General features: G+C 49.8%; 25 protein-coding genes. 16 read left to right on the top strand and 9 right to left on the bottom strand.

Annotated features, from left to right (window positions below):
• Nucleotides 1-3 precede the first annotated feature (3 nt).
• Nucleotides 4-282, top strand: coding sequence for a hypothetical protein (locus LACPH_RS12295; RefSeq protein ID WP_049172801.1), 279 nt, complete (start codon nucleotides 4-6; stop codon nucleotides 280-282).
• A gap of 374 nt (nucleotides 283-656) precedes the next feature.
• On the opposite strand, the gene LACPH_RS12290 is transcribed toward LACPH_RS12295, so the two are convergent.
• A complete protein-coding gene (locus tag LACPH_RS12290; RefSeq protein WP_010490934.1) occupies nucleotides 657-1,166 on the bottom strand; it encodes a YbhB/YbcL family Raf kinase inhibitor-like protein in 510 nt (169 codons plus the stop codon).
• Between the two features lie 140 nt (nucleotides 1,167-1,306).
• Between LACPH_RS12290 and LACPH_RS12285 the strand changes: the two genes are divergently transcribed.
• The 8 genes from LACPH_RS12285 to metG all read left to right on the top strand — a co-directional run bounded on the left by LACPH_RS12285 (nucleotide 1,307) and on the right by metG (nucleotide 9,449).
• Nucleotides 1,307-2,233, top strand: coding sequence for a hypothetical protein (locus LACPH_RS12285; RefSeq protein ID WP_049172903.1), 927 nt, complete (start codon nucleotides 1,307-1,309; stop codon nucleotides 2,231-2,233).
• Nucleotides 2,234-2,583: 350 nt separating this feature from the next.
• Nucleotides 2,584-3,276 carry an NAD-dependent protein deacylase gene (locus tag LACPH_RS12280; RefSeq protein WP_274785092.1) on the top strand — a complete coding sequence of 231 codons (693 nt, stop codon included), beginning with the start codon at nucleotides 2,584-2,586 and terminating at the stop codon, nucleotides 3,274-3,276.
• A 34-nt stretch (nucleotides 3,277-3,310) separates the two neighbouring features.
• Nucleotides 3,311-3,907 carry a TMEM175 family protein gene (locus LACPH_RS12275; RefSeq protein WP_306387040.1) on the top strand — a complete coding sequence of 199 codons (597 nt, stop codon included), beginning with the start codon at nucleotides 3,311-3,313 and terminating at the stop codon, nucleotides 3,905-3,907.
• Nucleotides 3,908-4,050: 143 nt separating this feature from the next.
• Nucleotides 4,051-4,956, top strand: coding sequence for a lactate/malate family dehydrogenase (locus LACPH_RS12270; protein ID WP_025012808.1), 906 nt, complete (start codon nucleotides 4,051-4,053; stop codon nucleotides 4,954-4,956).
• Nucleotides 4,957-5,056: 100 nt separating this feature from the next.
• The gene (locus LACPH_RS12265) at nucleotides 5,057-5,536 is read left to right on the top strand and encodes an NUDIX hydrolase (protein WP_274785090.1); all 480 of its coding nucleotides are present in this window, start codon (nucleotides 5,057-5,059) and stop codon (nucleotides 5,534-5,536) included.
• A complete protein-coding gene (locus LACPH_RS12260; protein WP_274785089.1) occupies nucleotides 5,529-6,341 on the top strand; it encodes a DUF72 domain-containing protein in 813 nt (270 codons plus the stop codon). The genes LACPH_RS12265 and LACPH_RS12260 overlap by 8 nt, the downstream gene beginning before the upstream one ends.
• Nucleotides 6,342-6,485: 144 nt before the next feature.
• Nucleotides 6,486-7,364 (top strand): proline iminopeptidase, encoded by an 879-nt coding sequence (gene pepI / locus LACPH_RS12255; protein ID WP_274785088.1) that lies wholly within the window; start codon nucleotides 6,486-6,488, stop codon nucleotides 7,362-7,364.
• 102 nt (nucleotides 7,365-7,466) lie between these two features.
• Entirely contained in the window at nucleotides 7,467-9,449 is a 1,983-nt protein-coding gene (metG, locus tag LACPH_RS12250) for a methionine--tRNA ligase (protein WP_274785087.1), read from the top strand.
• A gap of 70 nt (nucleotides 9,450-9,519) precedes the next feature.
• Here metG and LACPH_RS12245 read toward each other — a convergent pair whose 3' ends face one another.
• The 8 genes from LACPH_RS12245 to LACPH_RS12210 all read right to left on the bottom strand — a co-directional run bounded on the left by LACPH_RS12245 (nucleotide 9,520) and on the right by LACPH_RS12210 (nucleotide 18,356).
• The gene (locus LACPH_RS12245; protein ID WP_274785086.1) at nucleotides 9,520-9,966 is read right to left on the bottom strand and encodes a hypothetical protein; all 447 of its coding nucleotides are present in this window, start codon (nucleotides 9,964-9,966) and stop codon (nucleotides 9,520-9,522) included.
• A 58-nt stretch (nucleotides 9,967-10,024) separates the two neighbouring features.
• A complete protein-coding gene (locus LACPH_RS12240; RefSeq protein ID WP_306387715.1) occupies nucleotides 10,025-10,231 on the bottom strand; it encodes a helix-turn-helix transcriptional regulator in 207 nt (68 codons plus the stop codon).
• A gap of 209 nt (nucleotides 10,232-10,440) precedes the next feature.
• The gene (locus LACPH_RS12235; RefSeq protein ID WP_274785085.1) at nucleotides 10,441-12,354 is read right to left on the bottom strand and encodes an ABC transporter ATP-binding protein; all 1,914 of its coding nucleotides are present in this window, start codon (nucleotides 12,352-12,354) and stop codon (nucleotides 10,441-10,443) included.
• The gene (locus tag LACPH_RS12230; RefSeq protein ID WP_274785084.1) at nucleotides 12,341-14,167 is read right to left on the bottom strand and encodes an ABC transporter ATP-binding protein; all 1,827 of its coding nucleotides are present in this window, start codon (nucleotides 14,165-14,167) and stop codon (nucleotides 12,341-12,343) included. The genes LACPH_RS12235 and LACPH_RS12230 overlap by 14 nt, the downstream gene beginning before the upstream one ends.
• A 53-nt stretch (nucleotides 14,168-14,220) precedes the next feature.
• Complete coding sequence (locus LACPH_RS12225; protein ID WP_274785083.1) at nucleotides 14,221-15,132, bottom strand: sensor histidine kinase; 912 nt, start codon at nucleotides 15,130-15,132, stop codon at nucleotides 14,221-14,223.
• Complete coding sequence (locus tag LACPH_RS12220; protein WP_274785082.1) at nucleotides 15,119-15,823, bottom strand: LytR/AlgR family response regulator transcription factor; 705 nt, start codon at nucleotides 15,821-15,823, stop codon at nucleotides 15,119-15,121. The genes LACPH_RS12225 and LACPH_RS12220 overlap by 14 nt, the downstream gene beginning before the upstream one ends.
• Nucleotides 15,824-16,311: 488 nt before the next feature.
• Entirely contained in the window at nucleotides 16,312-17,193 is an 882-nt protein-coding gene (locus LACPH_RS12215; protein ID WP_274785081.1) for an aldose 1-epimerase family protein, read from the bottom strand.
• Nucleotides 17,194-17,357: 164 nt separating this feature from the next.
• Nucleotides 17,358-18,356 carry a tagatose 1,6-diphosphate aldolase gene (locus LACPH_RS12210; RefSeq protein WP_138131385.1) on the bottom strand — a complete coding sequence of 333 codons (999 nt, stop codon included), beginning with the start codon at nucleotides 18,354-18,356 and terminating at the stop codon, nucleotides 17,358-17,360.
• A gap of 218 nt (nucleotides 18,357-18,574) precedes the next feature.
• Here LACPH_RS12210 and LACPH_RS12205 point away from each other — a divergent pair, with 218 nt between their 5' ends.
• The 7 genes from LACPH_RS12205 to LACPH_RS12175 all read left to right on the top strand — a co-directional run bounded on the left by LACPH_RS12205 (nucleotide 18,575) and on the right by LACPH_RS12175 (nucleotide 23,703).
• Nucleotides 18,575-19,069 (top strand): PTS sugar transporter subunit IIA, encoded by a 495-nt coding sequence (locus tag LACPH_RS12205; protein WP_274785080.1) that lies wholly within the window; start codon nucleotides 18,575-18,577, stop codon nucleotides 19,067-19,069.
• A gap of 4 nt (nucleotides 19,070-19,073) precedes the next feature.
• On the top strand, nucleotides 19,074-19,853 hold the full coding sequence (locus LACPH_RS12200) for a TatD family hydrolase (RefSeq protein WP_274785079.1): 780 nt from the start codon (nucleotides 19,074-19,076) through the stop codon (nucleotides 19,851-19,853).
• Entirely contained in the window at nucleotides 19,850-20,419 is a 570-nt protein-coding gene (rnmV, locus tag LACPH_RS12195) for a ribonuclease M5 (protein ID WP_274785078.1), read from the top strand. The genes LACPH_RS12200 and rnmV overlap by 4 nt, the downstream gene beginning before the upstream one ends.
• Nucleotides 20,406-21,302: a 16S rRNA (adenine(1518)-N(6)/adenine(1519)-N(6))-dimethyltransferase RsmA gene (rsmA, locus tag LACPH_RS12190; protein WP_274785077.1), complete on the top strand. Its 897-nt coding sequence runs from the start codon at nucleotides 20,406-20,408 to the stop codon at nucleotides 21,300-21,302. The genes rnmV and rsmA overlap by 14 nt, the downstream gene beginning before the upstream one ends.
• A 109-nt stretch (nucleotides 21,303-21,411) precedes the next feature.
• Nucleotides 21,412-21,663, top strand: coding sequence for a Veg family protein (locus LACPH_RS12185; RefSeq protein WP_010490958.1), 252 nt, complete (start codon nucleotides 21,412-21,414; stop codon nucleotides 21,661-21,663).
• A gap of 231 nt (nucleotides 21,664-21,894) precedes the next feature.
• Nucleotides 21,895-22,773 carry a 4-(cytidine 5'-diphospho)-2-C-methyl-D-erythritol kinase gene (gene ispE, locus LACPH_RS12180; protein ID WP_274785076.1) on the top strand — a complete coding sequence of 293 codons (879 nt, stop codon included), beginning with the start codon at nucleotides 21,895-21,897 and terminating at the stop codon, nucleotides 22,771-22,773.
• 51 nt (nucleotides 22,774-22,824) lie between these two features.
• Entirely contained in the window at nucleotides 22,825-23,703 is an 879-nt protein-coding gene (locus LACPH_RS12175; RefSeq protein ID WP_049169303.1) for a cation diffusion facilitator family transporter, read from the top strand.
• Nucleotides 23,704-23,737: the final 34 nt, after the last annotated feature.

Genomic DNA, 23,737 nt, shown 5'->3' with positions numbered 1-23,737 from the left:
CTCATGTTGCCTAATATCTTGGTCAGTGATCAAACTGGCCAAAGCAGTCACACGTTGACAGGCGCCATCACAATTGGTGCCATTGTCGCGGTGATCATTATCTTGTTCTTAGTAATTAAACTGTTAGGTGCGATTTTGCGCCATCCATTTATCAGCTTGGCACTCTTTGCACTCGGCGGCTTTGCCATTTTCAAATTTGCGTTAGTCGGCATCATCGGCATCGGTGTGCTGGCTGCAGTCGGCGCCGGTGCGTTGTGGATGAATACTGGTGACGGTGGGTGAAATAAAAGAGGACAAAGGAAGCTTAGGCTATAAGTTCCATGTCGTGCCAAACTCCGCAATCTCCGGCCATCTGAGCCTGGAACGTGGTGGGCACGACTTAGAGCCTCTGCAAAAGCGGCAGAGTCTCTAAGCTCGGCCTTGTTGTAGGCGGGGCAAAAGGCGCCCCACCAACAACAATGTCACCACTGAGGCTCATCTGGCCTACGATTGCTCCGCATTGGCACTATAATCTTAAACACCGTAACTAATTATTCTTGGTGAAAAAACGGGCATACTTTCCACACTCGATTTGCAGTGCAGAAAGTATGCCCGTTTTTATATTGTATTTGTGAATGGTGTCTTAGCATCTGAGCACGGTTGCCACAGGCAGTCGCTTAAACCCGCGATGGCAAATCAATCTCAGCTTTAGCCAAAACATGGCCTTTCATTGCATGGCGGGCTTCATTCAACCAGAAGCCGGGTTGCAGTGGTAACTTGGTGTCTAAAGCAAAAATCATCAATGTATAATCATGATTCTTGTCTGGCGGCTGTGGCCCTACATAGCCCTGCTGGGTAAATGGATCAGTGTTACCAACCAAGTGCCCTGCAGAAGCATTTTTGCCTTCAACCATTGGAATCTGATCGCTGTGACTCGCGCCAACCGGGATCGACGTGACATTGGCAGGAATGTTTGCCGCATTCCAGTGAATCCACGGCAATCCGCCGACCGGAACCGCGTCATAGTCGAGGAGCCAAAGTGCGAAACTGACAGTGCCTTCCGGAGCATCTTCAATCGTAAATGGAAAACTCGTGATCGGGTAACCATTTTTGACATCGGCGCCAGTGGCATACTTGCCATAACGATCAGCCAGCATCCCATTGACAAGTGGAACGGATAGTTTCATTTGAATTTCCTCCCTTTTATCGCTACCTTTATGATAGTAGATTGAAATTACGAAAGCCAATTTCGGATTAAAAATATTTTTATTGCCGCAAGAAGATCAAACAGACCGAATTGAGCCATAACAAGGAGTTTTGAATAATCATGCAAAAAGATGTCCAGGCATTACTTGATGAAGTTAAAAGTCACTACGATCACCCGCTGGAAGTAGCAATTAACGGTGAAGCAAGCGGCGTGCTGACCCATGATCAAAGCCATCAGCGCCTGAAAAAAGATGGTACGCTAGAGGTGGTTGTGACCGATACAACGAATGTGGCGTACACGTTAAGTCACGAACTGCTTCACTTATTGTTCCAGATGAAAGGCTATCCCCAGTTGCAATTTCATCTGCTGAGCGGCGATCCGCAAGTGGATGATCAGCTTTATGCCACGAGTACCGCTCTGTATAACGCTGCGGTGCATATGCTGGTGGTTGCTTGGCAGCGGGAACATGGCTTGCTGACAGACAAGGTGGTTGCGCAGGTGTTGGCAGGCTTCAAGCAGAATGTGCCAGCCGAAGCTGATGATCAGCTGGTGATTTACCGTATTCTGTCGTTGCTGGATCTTTTAGGCTTTTTGGACGGGCAGCTACCCGATGAGCTGGCAAGCGCGTATCCACAAGCGTTGCCGTATGCCCAAGAACTATTCAGCTTACTAGACGAACAGAAACTTGCTTCACCATTTGGCTTGCGCCGGGCGATTGTGCACCTGTTTGAGCGTTTCGATGCCCAAATTGAGAAGTTAGGCTACCAGCCGACCAATGACCATGAATTTGCCACGGTGTCGCCGGTTTTGTCGAAGCGACAACTGCGGCTCACACTCGATCAGGTTTACCTCATCAAACACAGCAGCTACCGCGATCGGGACACGAAACAACCTGCCTATGTCGCAATGGGGCGCAGCGATGACCAAAATGCGTTTGTGCTGCCACTGCCTGAAAAAGAAACAACGCCAGAAGCTTTCCAACAGCTGTATCAACAGCCGCTAGACAGCGTTCTGACGAAGTATGGTCTCGATTTTACCATCCGTTAATGCCGGCCAAAATTAATGAAGAAGCCGTTAGTCACGGACTGAATACCAAGCATCACAACCTGGTAGAAGACGAAAAGGAAGAAAATGAGGACTAGGATCATAAACAAATAACTAAAAAAGTGCGACCACCGAAAGGACTTCATGGTATTAAGACCCCTTTCTACAATGTTTCTTATAAATAATATTACACCTTTTACGCCTAGGGTGACGAACTTGTTCCAAATCAGCCAGCGCGATAGTGACAGTTTCACTAATTGGTGACTGGCGGGCAAGCTAAACGTTTTGCCTGGTGTGAGGTGAATTTTTCGTTAAGAATGTTGCGCTGTTCAGCGTGTTAGGAGATGGAAACGATGTTTGATTTGCAAACCGCGATTGATCAAGCAAAACGGGTTACGTTTATGACCGGCGCAGGCGTTTCGACAGCTTCGGGAATTCCGGATTATCGATCAAAAGGCGGCTTATATGCCGACAAGGTTGACCCAGAGTATGCGTTATCGATTGATAATCTGCAGGCCCATCACGAGGACTTTCATAAATTTGTCGTCGAGAACATGTATTATCCCGATGCCAAGCCGAATGTCATTCATGAAAAAATGGCGGCGATTACCAATCAAAAAGGTACGATCGTCACGCAAAATGTTGACGGACTTGATCGTAAAGCCGGCGCCAAACATGTGGTGGAATTTCATGGCAATCTTTATCGGATTTATTGTCAAATCTGTCGCAAACAATTTGACTATCAAACGTATTTGAAAAGTGACGTACATGAAGAAGACGGCGGTATTTTACGGCCGGACATTGTCTTGTACGGTGAACCGATTAATCCGGATACGGTAAGTGCGGCGATTAATGCCATTGCGCAGGCGGACTTGCTAATTGTCGTGGGGACAAGCTTTGTTGTCTATCCATTTGCCGGGTTAATTGGCTATGCACAACCGGATGCAACGATTGTGGCCGTGAACCGTGAACGGATTGCTTTGCCGGAAGGGGCGCAGATGGTCTTGGGGGATGCCGTTGACGTTTTTGCCAAGTTGCACGTCTAGTCACGGATAATCATGACAAAAAGGGGATTTGACGGTGAGTAAAGGACGCTTGGAAGCATTTACCGATGCGGTCATCGCGATTATTTTAACGATCTTGGTGTTGGAATTAAATCCACCTCACAGTGGCTCACTGGCGTCGCTTTGGGCATTAAGAGGAAGGTTTGGGATTTATTTAGTTTCATTTCTGACGCTGATTGTTTATTGGAACAATCACCACCATTTGTTCCAGTTGGTGAATCGGATCGACTGGCGTGTGATGTGGGCGAATTCGTTTTTTATGCTGGCCATTTCGATGTTTCCGTTTGCCACCAGCTGGGTCGGTGAAGGGCATGTGGATGCATTCGGACCGGAGCTGATTTATGGTTTTGTTGTACTCATGTCGAATGTCAGTTACCTTCTTTTGGTCGTCACCCTGCGACATGTCAACGGCCCGACCTCGGCGTTGGTGAAGCTATACGGCCATCAGCATGACTGGAAAGCGGTCGGTTCGATTGTCATGGCGTTTATCGCGATGATTTTGGCTTTGCTTTGGCCGCCATTAACGATCATACTGGACTTGTTAATGTTATTGTTGTGGGCAATTCCGGACCAGCGTGTTGAGCGACATCTATTACGTGGTCCAAAAGAGTGAGTGAGCGTGAGCCAGCCCGGTTAGAAACCGGAGTGTAAGTGGCCTCGGGCGTGATGGCCCGGTCTTAGGCCATTGCGACCGAGGTCCTTACACGCAGGTTTCTGGGCTGGCGAACGCGTTATGATGAAAGGAGATTTTTTAATATGGCAAGAACGATTGGTATCATTGGTATCGGCCATGTCGGTGTGACGACGGCATTCAATTTGGTCAGCAAAGGTATTGCAGATAAACTGGTGTTAATTGACCAGAAAGCCGAATTGGCTGAAGGCGAAAGTTACGATTTGAAGGATGCGTTAGGCGGGTTGCCGACGTATACCGACATTGTGGTCAATGATTACGATGCGTTGAAAGACGCTGATGTGGTGATTTCTGCAGTTGGTAATATCGGTGCGATTTCAAATGGCGATCGGATCGGCGAGACTAAAACGTCCAAGGCGGCGCTGGATGATGTTGCACCGAAGCTAAAGGCGTCCGGTTTCCATGGTGTCTTGCTGGATATTACGAATCCCTGCGATGCGGTGACCAGCTACTGGCAGTACTTGCTTGATTTGCCGAAGTCCCAGATTATCGGCACTGGCACATCGTTGGATACTTATCGGATGCGGCGCGCGGTTGCCGAGACGCTGCATGTGAATGTTGCGGATGTTCGTGGCTATAACATGGGCGAACACGGTGAGTCTCAGTTCACGGCGTGGTCAACGGTTCGGGTCAATAATGAACCGATCGCAGAGTACGCCAAAGTGGATTACGATCAGCTGGCTGATGCAGCGCGGGCTGGCGGTTGGAAGATTTACAATGCGAAGCACTACACCAGTTATGGCATTGCAACCATCGCAACCGAAATGACCCAGGCGATCATCAGCGATGCCAAGCGGATTTTCCCATGCGCCAATTACGATCCCGAATTCGGCATTGCGATCGGCCATCCGGCAACCATCGGCAAGCTCGGTGTCGTCAACACACCGGAATTGAAATTGACCGATGACGAGCGGGCGAAGTACGTCCATTCGGCAGGCATCATCAAGGACACACTCGAAAAAATGAAATAATCAACTACGGTAGCAATACCGAAGTCTTTTAAAAGACGCCGACCCGGCGCCTTTTTGCTTCAACTGCCTTAAGCAGATCATTTTTGAAAAGGGGATGCACATGGTCAAGAAATATACATTGGTGACGGTTGAGACGCCCACTGGCTGGCTGTTGATTAACCGCACGAATCCGCCTTATCGTGGCATGTGGAATACGCTCGGTGGTAAGTTTCTGCCTGACGAGACGCCGGCTGTCTGTGCGGCGCGTGAATTGCAGGAAGAGAGCCACATTATCATCCCGGCGCACGAATTGCGCAGTGTGGGGCGCGTTTTTTGGCATGTCGATGGCGAACTTCGCGGTGAGCTCTATGCCTTTCTCGGGAAAACGTCCGATCGGCTTCAGATGCCGCAAGCGACTCGTGAAGGGATTCTGGCGACCTTTTCCAAGGAGTGGTTGCTGGCGGATAATCCGGGATTGGTACCGGATTTGCAGCCGTTATTGCGATACGCTTTGAATGGCGAGAAGCATGATTATGCATCGTATTTTACCGGCGATGTGCTACAGAAATTTCAGATTACGGACGGTGAGCGCCATGATTAACGTCGGCTTAACCAGTGTGGCCGATCATCCGAGCATTGCAGCAAATGGTAAACGCAGTACTTTCGCGGACTATGCCCAATATTTTCCGGTGATTGAGTTGGATACGACTTTCTATGGGTTGAAAACAGTGGAGCAGATTCGGCGGTGGCAGGCGCAGGTGCCAGCGAGCTTTCAATTTATTGTGAAGGCCAGTAAGCTCATGACCAAGCACGAAGCCACACAGGATCTGGTTGCGGAATTTTCGCGTTTTAATGATATGGTGGCGCCCCTAGTTGCAGCGCATCAGCTGCAGGCGGTGCTGTGCCAGTTTCCGCCTTATTTTGGCGTGACGGCGGAAAATGTCCGGTATCTGCAAAATCTCAATCAGTGGCTGCCGGATTTGCCAGTTGCGGTCGAATTCCGGCATGCCAGTTGGTATCTGCCGGCCTATCGTGATGCCACGATTGGGTTATTGCAGGCGGCAGGCGATATTCATGTCGTTGTGGATGAAGCTCAGACAACAAGCGGTTCCGTTCCGCTGGTGCCAATTGCCACGAATCCCGACTTAACGATTCTGCGCCTGCATGGCCGTAATCAGGCATGGGGTCAGAGCGGTGCCAAAACCACAGAACGGACGAATTATCGCTATAGCCAAGCAGAATTGCAACAGTTTGCCACCATTGTGCACCATCTCAAAAGTAAAAACGTCACCGTTATTTTCAACAATAATGGCGGACATGATGCTGCCGCGAATGCCCAAGCATTCATTGACATGCTGGGATTGGATTTTCCCGGATTGGCGCCGCGGCAACTGGATTTGTTTTAGATTTTGTGTGGCAGCGCCGAATTCGGTCTGACAGTCTGGTACTGGTGTAGTACAATCACGGTAAACACATTGTTTTCACCAAAATAGTTCAGCAAATTTTAATCGCTGGCTTTGGCGCATCATTGCTTCGAAAGGCGGATTGCTATGAAGATTACAGAGGGCTACATGCCGTTTCATGAGTACAAAACGTATTATCGGATTGTGGGTGAACCCAGCGCGGATAAGGCACCGCTGTTGTTAATTCATGGCGGGCCCGGGTCCTCGCATAATTATTTTGAACTCATGGACGATTATGCTGCGACCGGTCGGCAACTGATTATGTATGATCAAGTCGGTTGCGGTAAGTCATCGCTGCCAGAGGATCCGGCCGTTTACGTCAAAGAGACATGGGCTGAAGAACTCATTGCGTTGCGCAAATTTTTGCATTTGGACGAGATTCATATGCTGGGGCAGTCATGGGGCGGCATGTTGGAGATGTATTATCTGACGAGCTTTGACCCGCAAGGCATTAAGAGTGTCATGATTGATGGGTCACCGGCTTCGATTAAGCTGTGGGTGCAGGAGCAGCATCGCCTGATCAAGTATCTGAGTTATGAAGACCGGGAAGCAATTGCCGAAGCTGAACGGACCAGGGATTTTAAAAACGTCAAGTATCTGGCCGCCAATGACCGGTACATGGAGAAGTATTGCTGGGATGACCCTGACGAGAACTCGCCTGAGCCGCTGCGGCGCCCGACCAACGGCAAACGGGCCAGTTTGATTGCTGAAGGGCCCAATGAGTTTACCGAAAACGGGACGATTAGCGATTTTGATGTCACCGATCAGCTGCATAAAATTCACGTTCCGGTCTTGGTCACCAGTGGCACGGACGACCTTTGCACACCGTTGATTGCAAAAACAGTAGTGGATCACATTCCAGGGGCAAAATGGCATCTGTTTGCGAATAGCCGGCATTTGGCGCTGCTGGACCAGCACGATGAGTTTATTGATGTGCTGGATCATTGGCTGGCGGCGAATGATTGATGGTAGTTGTGAGGCAGCCACTTATTCGCCATTTTTGAGCAAGTCTGCTCATACTCTGTTATACTGGACTCATTCTGAATTAAAGTACGGGAGGCACCTTGCATGGCAAGCAAACCAACTTTTTATGTGACGACACCGATTTATTATCCATCTGGCAAACTACATATCGGCAATGCGTATACCACGATCGCAGCAGACGTTTTGGCGCGTTATAAGCGATTGATGGGTTATGATGTTTTCTTCCTCACCGGGACGGATGAGCATGGCCTCAAGATTGAGCAAAAAGCCGATAAACTGGGTGTGACACCGCAAGCTTATGTCGATGGCATGGCGGCGCAGATCAAACAGTTGTGGAAGACCCTTGAGATCACCAATGACAAATTCATTCGGACGACGGATAAAGCCCACGTTGAAGCGGTTCAAACCATTGTTGAACGGCTTATTAAGCAGGGTGACGTTTACCTTGGCGAATATACGGGCTGGTACTCGGTTGAAGACGAGGAATATTTCACCGAATCGCAATTGTCAGAAGTCTATCGGGATAAAGACGGCAAGGTTGTCGGCGGGAAGGCGCCATCCGGTCATGAGGTTCAGCTGGTTCATGAGCCAAGCTACTTCTTCAAGATGAGCAAATATACGGATCGCTTGCTGAAGTATTATGACGAGCATCCTGATTTTGTGCAGCCGGCTTCGCGTAAAACGGAAATGATCAACAACTTCATTAAGCCGGGGCTTGAAGATCTGGCGATGAGCCGTACCAGTTTTAACTGGGGCGTTCAGATTCCGTCTGATCCGAAGCACGTGGTTTACGTGTGGGTTGATGCCTTGCTGAACTATATCACGGCACTTGGCTACGGTAGCAACGACCACGCTTTGTTTGACAAGTATTGGCCGGCTAATGTGCAGCTGATCGGTAAGGAAATCGTTCGCTTCCACATCATTTACTGGCCGATCATTTTGATGGCCTTGGGTCTGCCATTGCCGAAGAAAATTTACGCCCATGGCTGGCTGGTCATGCGCGACGGGAAAATGAGTAAGTCAAAAGGCAATGCCGTTTATCCGGATATGATCGTGGAACGGTACGGTCTGGATGCTTTGCGGTATTACCTGATGCGGGCGATTCCGTTTGGCAATGATGGCCTGTTCACGCCGGAAGACTTCATTGATCGCATCAACTATGATTTGGCCAATGACCTCGGCAACTTGTTGAATCGCACCATTGCGATGATTAATAAATATGAAGACGGCGTTTTGCCAACCTTCAAGCCGGATGTGACGCCATTCGACAAAGAGCTTGGCGATGTGGCCGAAGCGGCTTTGACCGAGTATCACAAGCTGATGGACGAGTTGCGCTTCTCGGATGCGTTGGATCAGGTGTGGAAGATCGTTTCCCGTGCCAATAAGTACATCGACGAAACCGAGCCTTGGAAGTTGGCTAAGGATCCGGCCAAAAAGGATCAACTTGACTCTGTCATGGCACACCTAGCCGAAAGCTTGCGGTTGATTGCCTTGTTGATTCAGCCGGTCATGACCCATGCGCCACTGCAGATTTTTGGCCAATTGGGCTTAGACCACGAAAATGATGATCACAAAATCGTCAAGTGGGGTGCATTGCCTGCAGGTGCCAAAGTGGTTGAACAAGGCACACCGATCTTCCCGCGGCTAGATGCTGAAGAAGAAGTTGCCTATATCAAGAGCCAGATGACCCCAGGCACGGCTAAAGCAGCAGTCGATGAGAAGAGCCGCAAGTCGGAAATTGAGTTCAAACAATTCGATAAGAGTGAAATCCGAGTTGCAGAAATCCTCGATGTCGAACCGGTCAAGGGTGCGGACAAGTTGCTGAAATTCACCCTCGATGCCGGCGATAAGGGCACGCGCCAGATCCTGTCAGGCATTCGTGAATTCTACCCTGATTACGAGAAATTGAAGGGCAAGAAAGTCATGGCAGTCGTGAACCTCAAGCCGCGAAAAATGAAGGGCGAGATTTCGGAGGGTATGTTGCTATCAGCCGAAAGCTTGGATGGTAAGAAGATCACCTTGCTGGAAGTTTCCGAGAATTTACAAAACGGCAGCTTGGTTGGTTAAACAAGATAATTCAAAAAGGACACGCGGCAAAAACTTTTGTCGGTGTCCTTTTTGAATGCTTTGCTAACGGCTATAGCACGCGGTTCAAATGTGCTTGAATCAACAGGTTGAGGATTGGAATCATAAAGGTATACGCAGCCAAAGCAATCATGGCAGTGGAGGAGGCGTTCAGACCAGCCAGAACAAACAAGCCAGCTATGTTCAAATACACCAGCAATTTGGTCGCAATGACCGCTGCTTTTCCAATGATCATTTGGTTTCGTTCGTCAGTCATTTCATTTGCAATCCGCTTATCTGAAGGCGAGCCTTGCTGAAATTTTTTTAGTTGTCGCTGCTCAGATTGGCGTTGAGTAGCGAATATGGCGTAACCAACCAATAGCGCTGTTAAAACCAAAAGAATCTTGCCAATATTCTCCGGAACAGAGGTTTTGACGTAACGATACAATATGGCAAATGCGAAAGCGCCTAGCCAAGCAAGCCAACCACTTTTGGGAACTGCGTGTACGATTTTTTTCATAATAAAGTCGCCTCTTTTAACAGGGAAATAAGAGGGATGAGTGGCAGTCTACGGAAGATTACTGTCGGTCAGTGCGTTCATCTGAGAAGATGCGTTCAATAGGTAAGTCAAAAACGCGCGAAATTTTAAACGCAAGTCCCAATGAAGGATTGTATCTGCCGTTTTCCAAGGAACTGACGGTTTGGCGCGATACCTCTAAAAGATCAGCTAGGTCTTGCTGAGTTAATTGATGCTGGTTTCGCAGTGCTTCAATTCGGTTTTTCAGAAATATCACCCCGTTTTTGTAAAGCTTACTTTACATGGTGATCATATTAGCATTTTTGCGAAATGTCAAGTAAGCTTTACACGCTCTTTGTAGTTTTAGTACCGAGATTAAGGTCTAATTCGAAAGGTGCATATCAAAAGAGGCGAGTAACTGGAAGCTCACTCGCCTCTTTTTTCAGTGGCAGAAAAAGTAATGCCAAACGTAAACCGCTAATCCGCCACTGCCGTCGTGGTAGCCGCGACCTTTTTCCGAGCCGCTTTGATGCGGTCTTCCGTGTAATACTGTGCCTGGGCGTTGAATAGTTCCCGGTAAATACCCGGATGCGCCATGAGGCTGGTGTGGGTACCATCTTGGACGATTTGACCGTGATCAAGGACGACGATGCGTTGTGAAAAGCGGGTGGAGCTCATCCGGTGTGAGACATAAATGGCTGTTTTGCCTTCGATAAGTTCGTCAAAACGCTGATAGATTTCATACTCGGAAATCGGATCGAGCGCTGCCGTGGGCTCATCCAGAATCATGATCGGCGCATCTTTGTACCAAGCGCGGGCGATGGCGATTTTCTGCGCTTCGCCGCCGGAAACGGTCACACCATCATCGCTTAAGGCTGTGGTGATCGGCGTGTCGATCGTTTTCGGCATCCGCTTGACGCGATCGGCGACATCCGCAACCTTCAAGGCTTCCCAAACGCGCGCCCGATCTGGATCAGTCGTGGCGGCCACATTTTCCGCAATGCTGTAAGCAAAAAGGCGGAAGTCCTGAAAAACGACACCTAACAGACTGCGGTATTCGTCTTCGTCGTATTTCTGGATGTCAATGTCGTTTAACGTGATGGTGCCTTCAGTGGGTTTAAACAGGCGCACGAGCAGTTTGATCAACGTCGTCTTGCCGCTGCCGTTGCGGCCGACCAATGCGAGCCGTTCACCGATGTTCAGCGTTAGGCTGACGTTACGCAAGGCCCACTGGTCGCTACCGGGATACTTGAAACTGACATCGTGAAATTGAATGGCAAATTCGTTGTCGTTGCGCTTTTCAACCGGAAGTGTGCCGGATTTATCGTGATCCGGTAAAGAAAGAAAATCAGCGTAGAATTGCAGGTAATCGACCATGTTGATGTACATGCCGACTTGCTGTAGAAATTGATAGGCAGCGGTCATCAGTTGCTGAAAATATCCGACGGCGATCATGACGCTGCCAATAGCGATGATACCCATTAACGCTTTGGCGCCAACCAGGATGTACAAGCCAATGACCGACAACGCAATGGCTAGGTTTGGCCAGTGACCGAACTTGGCCATTTGCCAATAACCGTGGCTAAGTTGGCCAAAGAATTCGTTGTTGTCATTGCGTTCATTGTTCATGACTAAGTGGCTTGCTTGATAAAGGCGAATAACTTCATGATTATCCATATTTTCCGTGAAGTGGTAAAAGTACGTAAATCGGCGATTGCTTGGGATGATTTTTCTGATCAGTTCTTGTTGAATCTGATTACTGTGGTGAATACTCCAGCTTCCAACGACAATCGGGAAGATGAGTAGCGCCAAAATCAATAGTGGATAGCGAAAGTCGTTCAGCCAGGTTGTTACATGGTTAGTTGCCCGTGCCAGACTGATCAAAGTAGCAACACCGAAGCCAATCGCAATGATTAGCGAAAAGAAATCTTGCATACCATTTGTCATGAGTGAAGTCATACCGCCATTAAAAGTTTGCCCGGCTTGAGCGCCGGCATACTGTTTACGCATATCTGGATCCTGAAGGGTGGTATAACTCACCGTCAACAATTTCTCGGTTGTTGCGCGGGTGAGCCGCCTGTTAACGCCGCTTTCATGATCTTCGGCTAATTTAGCAAACCATTGACTCGATAATTGAAGCAGGTAGCGAATGGCTAGGAATAGGCCGACAAGAAGCACCATCCGCCGGAACGTTGCGCGTTGCTGTAATTGATTAAGCACCAAGCCAAGGAAAGCGATGTTTAGGTAGGGGATGCCGACAGTTGTCAATGCGCGGAGAAATTCGACCGGGATCGCAAGCGGGTCGAGACTTTGAATCACACGCACCACCCGCAAGGCCCGATGAACAGTTTGTTTTGGCATGGTTTTTTCTGAATCTTTAGAAGTTGTCATTGACTGCGACCTCCTTTGCGTCCGGTTGATAGTACTTACTTTGGATTTGGTACATTTGGGCATAACGGCCGCCCTTTGCCATGAGCTGCTCATGAGTCCCAGATTCGAGTACCTGGCCATGATCCATAAACAGGATGCTGTCACAAAAGCGGGTTGATGCTAATCGATGGGAGATGAACAGAGAAGTTTTACCGGCCGCCAGCTGCGCATAGTCTTGGTAAATCTCATTTTCGGCAATCGCATCCAGTGCGGCAGTTGGTTCGTCCAAAATCAGGACGGGCGCATCTTTATACAGTGCCCTTGCCAGCATGAGCTTCTGCGCCTGGCCGCCGGATAATTCAACGCCGTCATCTCTGGTATAACGGGTCATCGGCGTGGCAGTTGTTTGCGGTAGCGTTTTGACGAAGGTTCCCAAGCCAGCCTCGGCTAATGCAGTTGTGACCCGGTTTAGATCCGGATGCTCGGTCATGGCAACATTGTTGGCTAAACTCTGGGCAAGAATAATGGTTTCCTGAAAGACAGGGGCAAATAAAGCAAAACGTTCTGCTAGTGGCAAAAGATTGGCATTTAGCCCGTTGATGGTGATGGTGCCACTGGTTGGATGCAATAGGCCCATCATGAGGCGGGCGAGCGTTGATTTTCCGGCGCCGTTAATGCCGACGATCGCCAATTTCTGTCCGGCCTGCAATGTGAAGCTGACGTCTTTAAGACTGGCACTTTTGGCTCCTGGATATTGATAGGTGACGTGCGAAAACGTGATGGTGACAGGGCGTTTTGCTAACAGCTTCTGCTCCGTTTCCGTGAGTGTGCGGGTTGGCGTTTGCGGTTGCAGTTTCATAAAATCACGGAGTTCCTGCAAGTCGAGACTGGCATTTTGCAACTTGCCGAAGTCGTCTAAAAGTTGATCCAATAAGGTGATGAAACTATTGGTCATCCCAAACATTAAAGTGAACTGGGCGATGGAAAGACTGCCGCGCATGATTGCCACAATCAAGGTGCCATAGACAATGGCATCGCGTAGCAAGCCGGCAAGTTGACCGATTTGTTCTCCTAGAAAACGACGCAGCGAGTTACGTCGCTGCCAGGCATCTTGCAATTGAATCAAGCGATCAAGGTGGTGATGGTACCAGCTTGCCATGCCAAACATGCGAATATCTTTACCATTTTCCAAAGCGTAGGCGTTGCGCGTAATGTAATCTTGCTGGCGTCCTAGCTTGTTCCACTTGACATTGTTTTGTTGATACCAGTGGCGGTACCAACTCATGCCGGCATAGCTGATGGCGGCACTGACCAGGACCAGTGCAAAGATCCACGGAACGGCAAATGACAACGTCGCTAGGAACACGATTAGCGTTGTGAGGTCCACTAGCGTACCGCGGCCATACAGATAGATAGCTTCGGCTCCGGCATATGTGTTGCTCAGCCCTTTTTCGAATGCGGTGTGGGCTAGCCCTTGGAGTTTGCCGCTGCTGATCTGGTCGTAGTCAAGATCCCATTGCTTTTGATGAAAATCCATTTCGATAACACCGCGCAATACGGAACTTGAGACGCTGTCATGGGTCAGCAACAGGTACTCGATTTCACTGGTCAGAGCGAGTCCCAATCCGGTTAATGTTGCCAGCCAAGCAAATTGGCCTAATGTCGCGTGTCCGGTAATTGCTCCGACCAACAGCGCCGGCGTAAAAACGCCCAGCAAAGCGGCTGCGGCCTTATCAATGGCCAGACCGCTTGCTGTCCAGGCTAAGGAAGGCTTGTCTTTACGCAGATACTTGATGTACCAGCGCAGGTTGTTCCATAAGCTATATTTTTTCATCCCACTCACCTCGTTGATCTTAACCTACCAAAAAACCGACGCGCTGACGCAAATTATGCGTGAGTGGTCGGTTTGACTGCGTGAATGGGAATCGCAATTTCAGTCACGAATACCTCATCCTCATATTGGCGGTTGATCATCCCATCGTACTTGGCGACGAGCTTATTCACCCGCCGAATGCCGAGACCGCGTTTATCGCTTTTGGTAGAGGCATATTGATAGTCAATGACTTGGTCAGCCGGGCGGGTGTTGGTGACGGAAATGTAAAACTGTTGCTTCACAATGCCGATATAAAGGCGCAGCTGACGCTTTTCATCAGCTGGTTGTTCAGTGATGGCTTCAATGGCGTTGTCCAGCAAGTTGCCTAAAATGACCACCAAGTCCACATCTTTGATAAGCGGCGTGTTCCCCACGATCACTTTTTCGTTAACCGGAATCTGCAGGCGTTCTGCTAATGTGAGTTTCGCGTTAACGATGGCGTCGAGCATGGCATTGCCGGAGTGGACGAGCGGATCAACGGCGTCCAGTTTATCTTCCAGTTCATCCAAATATTGGCGCGCGCCGGTCGTGTCTTGGTTGTCTAGGTAAGCTTTTAAAGCCTGCAGGTGGTCATGATAATCGTGCCGCCAGCCGCGCATGTTCGCGTACAGCTCCTGCACTTCCTGCGAGTACTGAGCCATCATTTTATCCAAGCTGCGCGCAAACACTGCATCCTGATCGCTGAGAAATTGGCGAATCAAGACAAATTCCAAGCTGCCTGCCAGAACCGTGCCGACGAAAAGTAAGATGCGCACGATCGGTTGCGGCCAAAGCCACCAGCTGCCAAGTGCAACCGCGACGATGGCGAGATTCAACCAGCGAACGGGCCAGTTTTGCTGGCGGCGAAAGATCCACCATAACTGCCAGCAACAGCCCACTGTTAGCAACAGAAACGCGCCGAGGCCGATCCAATCATTCACTGTCATCTGTCAGCCCCCGGAAATGTTTGAAAAAGGCTTGCTTAACCACCGGCGCCTGTTGTCGGGAAACGGGATAAGTCGTCCCGTCCGCCATTACAACGGTGTGGTGATCGAGTTGAGATAAAAAGTTGAGGTTGATGACGATGGACCGGTAGATTTGAATGAAGTTGTCATCCAGCCGTGGCAATAAGTCCTTTAACTGGCCGCTCACGGTGTACGTCGTTTTCTGGGTATGGACTTGCAGCCGATGGTCGGTCACTTCGATGGCGCTAATGTCGTAAAGCGGCACACGGGTGAGGCCGGTGGACGTTTGCAGCGGCAACAACTTAGGCTGTGTCCGAGCCGCAGTTTTGTCAATCAGATGCTGCAGCTTCTCTTTGGTGAGCGGTTTGATGATGTAGTCGATAGCGTTGACATCATAGCCATCGAAAACGAACTCGTCGTAGTTACTGACAAAAGCGATGGCGGTGTCAGGATCGTGTTGGCGGATGCTTTTGGCAAGCGACATGCCGTCCATCCCCGAGCCGAGCTTGATGTCCAGCAAAAGAAGATCCGGCGGCTGTTCGGCGAAAAGGAACTGTTCCGCACTTGCATAAGCTGCCACCTGCAACGGCTGCGACGGCTGAGCCAATTGTTGAATTAATTTAACGGTTGCCTCGCGGGTCGCTGCTTGATCGTCAATAAGTGCAATGTGCATCTGGAATCATCCCTTTCGCCAATATGCTTTTATTTTACCGCAACTGTGCTGATGTTCTGGTGCATTTGGTTAAATTTCGACAGCCGGGTGGAAATAGCGGAAAGTGTGAAGGCTTGCAAGAAATTCAGTCATGATCCACATCCATAAGAAAAGGACGAACAAAATTTTTGCTCGTCCTCTGTTTCATTATAGGTAATTCGTCAGAAGCTTTAAGATATGAGTGCCAAAGCGCAGCAATTGTAGGCCGGAGGGGGCTCAGCTGTGGAAACAACACAGCGACCGGTTTTTGTCGCTGATGTTGTTAGGCGACTTTGAGACAGCGGGTTTCTGGCTCAAAGCGCCGTCACAGCGTTCCAGCACCCTCTGGCCGGAGATTGCGGAGTTTGGCACGGCATGGAACTAATTGCCTAAAGCGTGTGTATCGTTTGGAGCTCGGTGAATCAAAGCCATTCAACAAGAATGATGACCCGAGCTCTAAAAACAGATGCTTACTTTAAAGCAATCTTCAACGCCAGCTGCTTGTTAGCACCTGCTGACAAGGTGGTGTTGCCAAGCTTGGTGTACCAGTCGGAGGGTTCGCCGGCTTGGTCAGGCAGACCGTCAAATGGCTCAACGGCAATGAATGGTGCCTTTTTATGTTCAGGACTCCAGATGGTGAGGTAAGGGAAGTCATTGATATCGAGCGTGACGCTGTGATCGTGGTGCGGGGATGATAGGGTCGCTTTCATGATTTCGCTGTTGGCGAGGATGACCAGGCCGCCATCTAGCAACTCGTGCGTCAATGGCAGTTTATTACCTTCTGCGCCGGGAATGTCCTCGACTTCGCCATTACGGAACGGCACCGGGCCGATGCCGAACCGCTGCAAGGGACTATTCAGCGGTTCAACCGTAAGATCATAATCATCAAAGCTGCCATCAGCCTTTAACGCCACATTGAATGCCGGATGGAAGCCAAGCGCAAACGGCATTGAATCCTTGTCGTCATTGGTCACGGTGTAATGAATACTGAGCCCGTCTTTGGTCAACATGTAGGTGACGGCTAACGTATATTTAAACGGGAACTTTTTCAACGTCTCGGCGCTTTGATGTTGCGTAAAGGTCACTGCTGAATCGCTTTGATCGCTGACGGCAAAATCATAATCCCGGGCAAAGCCATGTTGGCTCATCGGGAATGTTTTTGCCCCTAAGCGATACTGATCCTCATTCGATTTACCAATCGCAGGGAAAAGAATCGGTGCATGGCGATTCCAAAATGTTTTATCACCATTCCAGATGTACTCGTAATTGTCACTTTTGTTGACTAATGACTGCAACTCGGCACCGCGCTCGGCAATGCCCGCTTTGAATTGATTATTTTCAATTGTGATCAAACCATACTACCTCCTAGTATAAGAAACCGCATTCATGATTAGTCTACCACTGTATCAGTGGGCTGCAATGGTTAGTGAAAATTTTCGTAAATGTGATCGTTCTTTTGCAATGAAAAAGGCTGACCTCAATGCGGCCAGCCTTCTTGCTTACTTATTTATCAGAACTAACCTTCAACTTTGTCCGTCCAAGGGGTGGCAGTTTCAGCCAAGACCTTGTTCAAACGATCGATGTTAGCTTTGCCTTCGGTTTGGAGCCACTTCTTGCCGGCAGCTTCGCCTTCAGCAGCAAATGGCTTAACGCCTGGCTTCCAGGTTGCCCGGCCGCAAAGGACACCATTAAAGGTTGAACCTGCTTCCTTGGCGAATTTGAGTTCTTCAAGGAACAATTCGTTGGAAACACCAGCAGACAAGAAGATGAATGGCAGATCCGTTGCATCGGATTGTGCCTTGTAGTACTTAGCAGCTTCTTCTTTGCTGTAAACCGGGGTCACACCTTCGTCGGTATAGCCTTCAACAAACTTCTGGTCAACCGGAACTTCAAGCTTCAAAACGGAAACATTGTATTGTGGCTTGCTGAATTCCTTGGTGATCTTGATAACCTTTTCTGGCTTAGCCTTAGCCCATGCAGCGGTGCCGGTTTCGTTGGTCTTACCATCGTAAGAAACCAATTCAAGGAACAACGGCAGGTCGTTGGCCTTAGCTTCGGCACCGACACGTTCAACAAAGGCGTACTTGCGATCGTTGATTGAGTCTGGTTCATCCGGATCAATGTACAGCAAGAACTTAACCGCGTCGCCGCCTTCGTTCTTGATGCGCAATGCACTCTGGTTGTCGATCAAATCAGGGAAGCGGCCAGGTTCGGTGGCATCGTAGCCGGTCTTTTCATAAGAAAGTAACAGACCGGACTTAGGATCGCGCACCTTGGCAGCCGGTAAGCCATATTCTGGATCGAGCAGAATGGCACTGGCGTATTTGGTTAATTCTTCAGAAACAGCCTTTTTGAAATCAACGATGGTGGTTTCATCAGCCGGCTTGTTGGCAGCGGCTGCAAGCATCTTCTTCAGGGAACCGCGTTGGTCGATGGCCAACGCTGAGATCACATTGTCATCATTGGACAATTGCTTCAAATGTGCTAACTGACCAGCAGTAAGTTTAACAGACATGTAAAAATACCTCCTAGGTAATCCTTAAATGTTCAGTACAAAATCAGTATAGAACAAAATGACAACAATAGACATTTTTCGCCGAGGATTTTCATGAAACTCCAAGAAAATGGGTGAATAATAGAAGCTTTAATCAAAAGTGAAGCCGATCATGAGGGACAGCAAGCGGCGTGCTATACTCTAACCATATCGAGTTTATGAAAAGATAGGTGAAAAGCTTGGCTGAATTTAGCACAACCCCGTTGGTTTATTTTTTAAACACGCCGACGCAAGAGGACTTTTTTAATGTCATCAGTCACGAGCTCGTGGCCCAAAAAGTGATGCTGCCAGCAGGTAAAGCGGCGCTGATCGCGCGGGAGCAGACGTTTCCATCCGGCATGCAGCTGAATCAGATTGCCGATCGGCTGCCTAATATTGCGATTCCGCATCTGGAAGGCGATTTAGTGCAGCAAGGGCGATTGGTCGTGGTTCACTTTGAGATTCCCGTTGCGTTTAAGGATTTGGCAGACGTTAGCCGCATACTGCCAGTTGAGTGGGCGTTTATGTTAATGAATCCCGTCTCCAAGGAGCAGCCAATGCGCATCGCCCAGTTGATCCGCGCGTTGACCCAGTCACCAGTGGCGCAGTTGCAGCACTTGTTTGCCGCTAAGAAGCCGAGTCAGGTGGTCCGTTTGTTGCTGCCATTAATGGCAGAAGCAGAAAGAAAGCAGTGATTGCATGAATATTTTCGATTCGCATACCCACTTAAATGACACCCCTTATCGCGGCAAGGAAGCCGATTACATTGAGGCGGCGCGGCAACTAGGCGTGAAAAAGATGGCAATTGTCGGCTCCGATACAGCGTTAAATGCCGGCGCTTTGACGTTAGCCCATGAGTATCCCAACTTATACGCCATTGTCGGCTGGCATCCCGAGTCGAGTCAGGATTACGATGCAGCAAAAGAGGCGTTGCTGCTAAAGCAGTTGGCGGATCCCAAAGTGGTGGCGTTAGGGGAAATCGGGCTGGATTATCACTGGGACACCTCCCCGCGCGAGATCCAACGCCGCGTTTTTCGCCGTCAGCTAGAATTGGCTCGTTCCCTGCACATGCCGGTGTCGATTCATAGCCGGGATGCGTTTGAAGATACTTACGATATTTTAAAAGCAGCGCATGTCGAGCAATTTGGCGCGATTATGCATAGCTTCACCGGTGATGCCGAATGGGCGCGACGCTTTTTGGATTTGGGCCTGTACATCTCTTATTCCGGTATTGTTAGCTTCAAGAACGCGCCGGAAGAGCATGCCAGTGCCAAAATCATTCCCAGTGACCGCTTATTGGTAGAAACCGATGCGCCCTACCTGACGCCGACACCGTACCGCGGCCGGCAGAATCAACCGGGTTACACGCGGTATGTGGTTGAAGCTTTGGCAAAATTACGTGGCACCACCTCAGACGTGATTGCCCAACAGACTTGGGACAATGCCCACCGAATTTTCAGATTAAAGGAAGACGCATGACAACCATTAAACAAATTGTGGTCGTAGAAGGCCGCGATGATACGAAAAGATTAAAGGAAACTTTTGGCGATATTGATACCATTGAAACCCGCGGGAGTGCGATTGATGACACCACTTTGGCGCGCATTCGCCAGGCTCAGGCCAAACGTGGAGTGATTGTTCTCACCGATCCGGATTTTCCTGGTGAGAAGATTCGCAAAACGATTTCGCGGGCCGTTCCCGGCGTGACCCATGCTTTCCTGCCGCGAGCTGAAGGCGTCCCGGCACACAAAGGTTCGCTAGGTATCGAACATGCGACCCCGGCAGCATTACGGGCAGCGCTTCAGCATTTATTTACCGAAGTACCGGATGCACCGCAAGTCATCAGCCAGCAGGACCTGTTAGCTGCGCATTTGATCGGCGGCACAGACTCGCGGCAGCGGCGTGAGCAGCTTGGCGAGTTGTTGCACATTGGCTATACAAACGGCAAACAGCTATTACGCCGCTTGACTGAGTTCCGCATCAGTCGGGCTGCCTTTTTTGCGGCACTGGATCAGGTGAATGGAGGCCAAGATGACCATGCATGAAAAAGTCGCACAGCCGGCAGTGACCAATGCCATTTTAAAGCGCCACGGGTTTCGCATGCGCAAAGGCTTAGGCCAGAACTTTCTGACCGATCCGCAGATTTTGCAAAAAATTGTCGCAGCTGCCGATTTGTCGTCACAGGATGATGTGATTGAAATCGGACCAGGCATTGGTGCCTTGACCCAGTTTCTTGCCGAAAGCGCCCATCAGGTGGTGACGTTGGAAATTGACGAGCGCCTGCTGCCGATTTTGGCCGAAACGCTGGCCGATTATCCTAATACCGCAGTGGTGAATGAAGATGTTTTGAAAACCGATTTAGGCGCGCTGGTGGCTGAGCATTTTGACGGGAAGCATACCCTGAAGGTGGTTGCCAATTTGCCGTACTACATCACGACACCGATTTTGTTGCACTTGCTGCGGGCACGGTTGCCGCTGCACAGCATGACTGTGATGATGCAAAAAGAAGTAGCAGCGCGGCTGAGTGCGGCCCCAGGGTCAAAAGATTACGGCAGCTTGAGCATTGCCGTGCAGTTGGTGGCAGATGTGACGACAGCCTTTACGGTCAGCCGCCATGCCTTTGTCCCGGCCCCTAATGTCGATTCGGCGATTGTGACGTTAACCCAGCGATCCGAGCCGTTAGCAGCCGTTACGAACCCAGACAGTTTCGATCGCTTGGTGCGTGGCGCCTTTGCATCCCGACGGAAAACGCTTTGGAACAACCTTGTTGCATTATTTGGCAAGGACAACAAGCCAGCGATTCGTAAAGCACTGGCAGCTGCAAACATTGCGCCGGAAACGCGCGCCGAACAGTTGGCAATTGCCGACTTTGCCCGGCTGGATACGGCGTTGCGAGGAGAAGGGCTCGGCGTGCGCGCTGACGCCTGACGTGACGCATTTGCTACGCGTTTATTATTGCTTGCGATTAATAAGAGTGCGTGGTATAATTGCAAATTTCTTGCTTTCGTGTTAGAATGCTATTTAAGAGGTGAAGCGCATGCCAATCACACTAGCAAGCATCAAACGGAAGCTCGATGGGAAAATCGGTGAGAACTTAACGGTCGTTGCACAAGCTGGACGCAAGAAAGTGACGCGGCGGCGGGGGACCTTGAAGGAAACCTATCCGGCTATTTTTGTGGTCGATCTTGACCAAAGTGAGAATGCGTTCGAGCGTGTCTCTTACAGTTACGCAGATCTTTTGACCAAGTCAATCAAGATCACCTTCGAAGGCGAAGAGAAAGCGTCATAATTTCAGATAGTAACCGACGATTAAATCGTTTATTTCAGGAGGCCTTGGTGCATTTGCATCAGGGCTTTTTGCTTGCTGTTAACTTCTAACGCCCTTTTTAAAATCCGGCAATGAAAATCACAACGCAAAACAGTATACTAAAAATAACTATACGGTAGATGCATGCAACGGCGCTTGTAGCTAGGCTTTGGTAGCTATAAAGGTATGCATCGCCAAAGACTGGTGGTTAGCATGGAACTAATCGAAAAAGCACCCGCCAAGATTAATCTCAGTTTGGATGCCTTGTATCGCCATGCTGACGGCGAACATGAGTGGCAGATGGTGATGACATCAGTCGACTTGGCTGATTATGTGACGATTCAGCCGAGCAGCACGATCAAGGTTTCCACGGACAGCGGTTTTTTACCGGAGGATCCGCGCAATCTGGCTTATAAAGCGGCACTGGCGTTACAACGTCATGCCAATATCCGCCAAGGTGCGCGGATTCATATCGAAAAACATATTCCGGTTGCGGCTGGACTGGGCGGTGGATCAAGTGATGCCGCTGCTGTGTTGCGCGGCCTGAATTCACTTTGGGAGTTAGGCTATAGTCGTTCGCAATTGGCGCGTATCGGGTTGAGTGTCGATAGCGATGTCCCGTACTGTGTTTATTCAGAGACGTCGCTGGTTACGGGACGCGGGGATGTCGTGACGCCGTTGGGAAGTTTGCCCAACTTTTGGGTGGTGTTAGCTAAGCCGCGCGTATCAGTGTCAACGCCAACCATCCTCAATGCGATTGACTATCAAGCCGGGCTTGAACATCCGGATACCCAGCGTGTTGTGGCTGGGATTCAGAATCATGATTTTAATCAAATGATCAGCGGTATGGGGAATACTCTGGAGAAGATTACGGCTAGTCGGTACCCCGAGATGACGGCGCTTAAACATCGGTTAGAGAAGTATGGTGCCGAGATTGCCCAGATGTCCGGCAGCGGCCCGACCGTGTTTGGCCTTTGCCAGAAACATTCGCGGGCGATGCGCGTTTACAACAGCATGAAAGGCTTCTGCCGCGAGGTTTATTTGTTGCGGCCGTTTTGTCTGCCCGCAAATGGTCGTGGGCTTAGGGGTTGATTTTTAGGGATCACTAAACCATGATGGATGAGGAAATGAGGCATTGACGATATGGAACAGGTTCAGCCAAACAAGGCGTTCTTTTGGGGTATTTTGCTTAATCTGGTTTACATTATTGCGGAGATTGCTTTTGGGATCGGGATCGGTTCGGTTGCGTTGGTCGCGGATGCGATTCACAATATGAGCGATGTTTTAGGCTTAGGGTTGGCGTGGTTTGCCGAGTGGCTGTCGAATCGCCATCCGACGGTACAGCGTACATACGGTTACAAAAGTTCATCGATTCTGGCCGCTTTGGCGAATGCAGCCTTTTTGTTAGTCGCAATGGGCGCGATCATTGTCGAAGCGATTACCCGGCTGTCGCAAAATGCGCCGGTTGAAGGCGGATGGATGATGCTGGTTGCCGGTGTCGGGATTTTGGTCAATGGCGCGACGGCAGTCCTTTTCCACAGTGGTTCGCAGCACGATCTGAATATTCGCGGCGCGTTCATGCATATGGCGGCCGATGCGGGCGTTTCGCTGGGTGTTGTGTTAGCCGGGGGCTTGATCATGCTGACAGGCTGGGAATGGCTTGATCCGGTCATGTCGATTGTGGTCGCCATTGTGGTCTTGGTTGGCACGTGGAACTTACTGCGGGATGCGGTCAACCTAGCCATGGCGGCCGTTCCCAAGGAAATCGACCCGATTGCCGTCAAAACCTTGGTCAATGCGTACCCGACCGTTGCTTCGTGCCACGATCTGCACATCTGGGCGCTTAGCACAACTGATGTGGCGCTGACGGTCCATGTGGTTCGGACAACACCAGAAGGCAACGACGCCTTTCTAGACGCCTTGAGCCTGTCGTTGCGGGAGAGCTTTGACATCGCGCATACGACCATTCAAGTCGAATATGGCCCGTACTTGCCGGATAACAAGATGGAAAATCCTTACTGAACGATCGGTATTTGGAAAGCAAAAAAAGTTGTTG

The organism is Lacticaseibacillus parahuelsenbergensis, from assembly GCF_030770265.1.
Taxonomy (GTDB): Bacteria; Bacillota; Bacilli; order Lactobacillales; family Lactobacillaceae; genus Lacticaseibacillus; species Lacticaseibacillus casei.
The sequence above is the reverse complement of the archived record's forward strand: the minus strand, read 5'-3'. Positions and strand labels throughout refer to the sequence as shown.

Coding starts and splice junctions, on each gene's coding strand:
- LACPH_RS12185 (WP_010490958.1), top strand. CDS start 21,412: ATGCCAATCACACTAGCAAGCATCAAACGGAAGCTCGATGGGAAAATC.
- LACPH_RS12295 (WP_049172801.1), top strand. CDS start 4: ATGTTGCCTAATATCTTGGTCAGTGATCAAACTGGCCAAAGCAGTCAC.
- LACPH_RS12235 (WP_274785085.1), bottom strand. CDS start 12,354: ATGACAACTTCTAAAGATTCAGAAAAAACCATGCCAAAACAAACTGTT.
- LACPH_RS12230 (WP_274785084.1), bottom strand. CDS start 14,167: ATGAAAAAATATAGCTTATGGAACAACCTGCGCTGGTACATCAAGTAT.
- LACPH_RS12200 (WP_274785079.1), top strand. CDS start 19,074: ATGAATATTTTCGATTCGCATACCCACTTAAATGACACCCCTTATCGC.
- LACPH_RS12290 (WP_010490934.1), bottom strand. CDS start 1,166: ATGAAACTATCCGTTCCACTTGTCAATGGGATGCTGGCTGATCGTTAT.
- pepI (WP_274785088.1), top strand. CDS start 6,486: ATGAAGATTACAGAGGGCTACATGCCGTTTCATGAGTACAAAACGTAT.
- LACPH_RS12270 (WP_025012808.1), top strand. CDS start 4,051: ATGGCAAGAACGATTGGTATCATTGGTATCGGCCATGTCGGTGTGACG.
- LACPH_RS12280 (WP_274785092.1), top strand. CDS start 2,584: ATGTTTGATTTGCAAACCGCGATTGATCAAGCAAAACGGGTTACGTTT.
- LACPH_RS12260 (WP_274785089.1), top strand. CDS start 5,529: ATGATTAACGTCGGCTTAACCAGTGTGGCCGATCATCCGAGCATTGCA.
- LACPH_RS12285 (WP_049172903.1), top strand. CDS start 1,307: ATGCAAAAAGATGTCCAGGCATTACTTGATGAAGTTAAAAGTCACTAC.
- metG (WP_274785087.1), top strand. CDS start 7,467: ATGGCAAGCAAACCAACTTTTTATGTGACGACACCGATTTATTATCCA.
- rsmA (WP_274785077.1), top strand. CDS start 20,406: ATGACCATGCATGAAAAAGTCGCACAGCCGGCAGTGACCAATGCCATT.
- rnmV (WP_274785078.1), top strand. CDS start 19,850: ATGACAACCATTAAACAAATTGTGGTCGTAGAAGGCCGCGATGATACG.
- ispE (WP_274785076.1), top strand. CDS start 21,895: ATGGAACTAATCGAAAAAGCACCCGCCAAGATTAATCTCAGTTTGGAT.
- LACPH_RS12225 (WP_274785083.1), bottom strand. CDS start 15,132: ATGACAGTGAATGATTGGATCGGCCTCGGCGCGTTTCTGTTGCTAACA.
- LACPH_RS12265 (WP_274785090.1), top strand. CDS start 5,057: ATGGTCAAGAAATATACATTGGTGACGGTTGAGACGCCCACTGGCTGG.
- LACPH_RS12245 (WP_274785086.1), bottom strand. CDS start 9,966: ATGAAAAAAATCGTACACGCAGTTCCCAAAAGTGGTTGGCTTGCTTGG.
- LACPH_RS12220 (WP_274785082.1), bottom strand. CDS start 15,823: ATGCACATTGCACTTATTGACGATCAAGCAGCGACCCGCGAGGCAACC.
- LACPH_RS12175 (WP_049169303.1), top strand. CDS start 22,825: ATGGAACAGGTTCAGCCAAACAAGGCGTTCTTTTGGGGTATTTTGCTT.
- LACPH_RS12210 (WP_138131385.1), bottom strand. CDS start 18,356: ATGTCTGTTAAACTTACTGCTGGTCAGTTAGCACATTTGAAGCAATTG.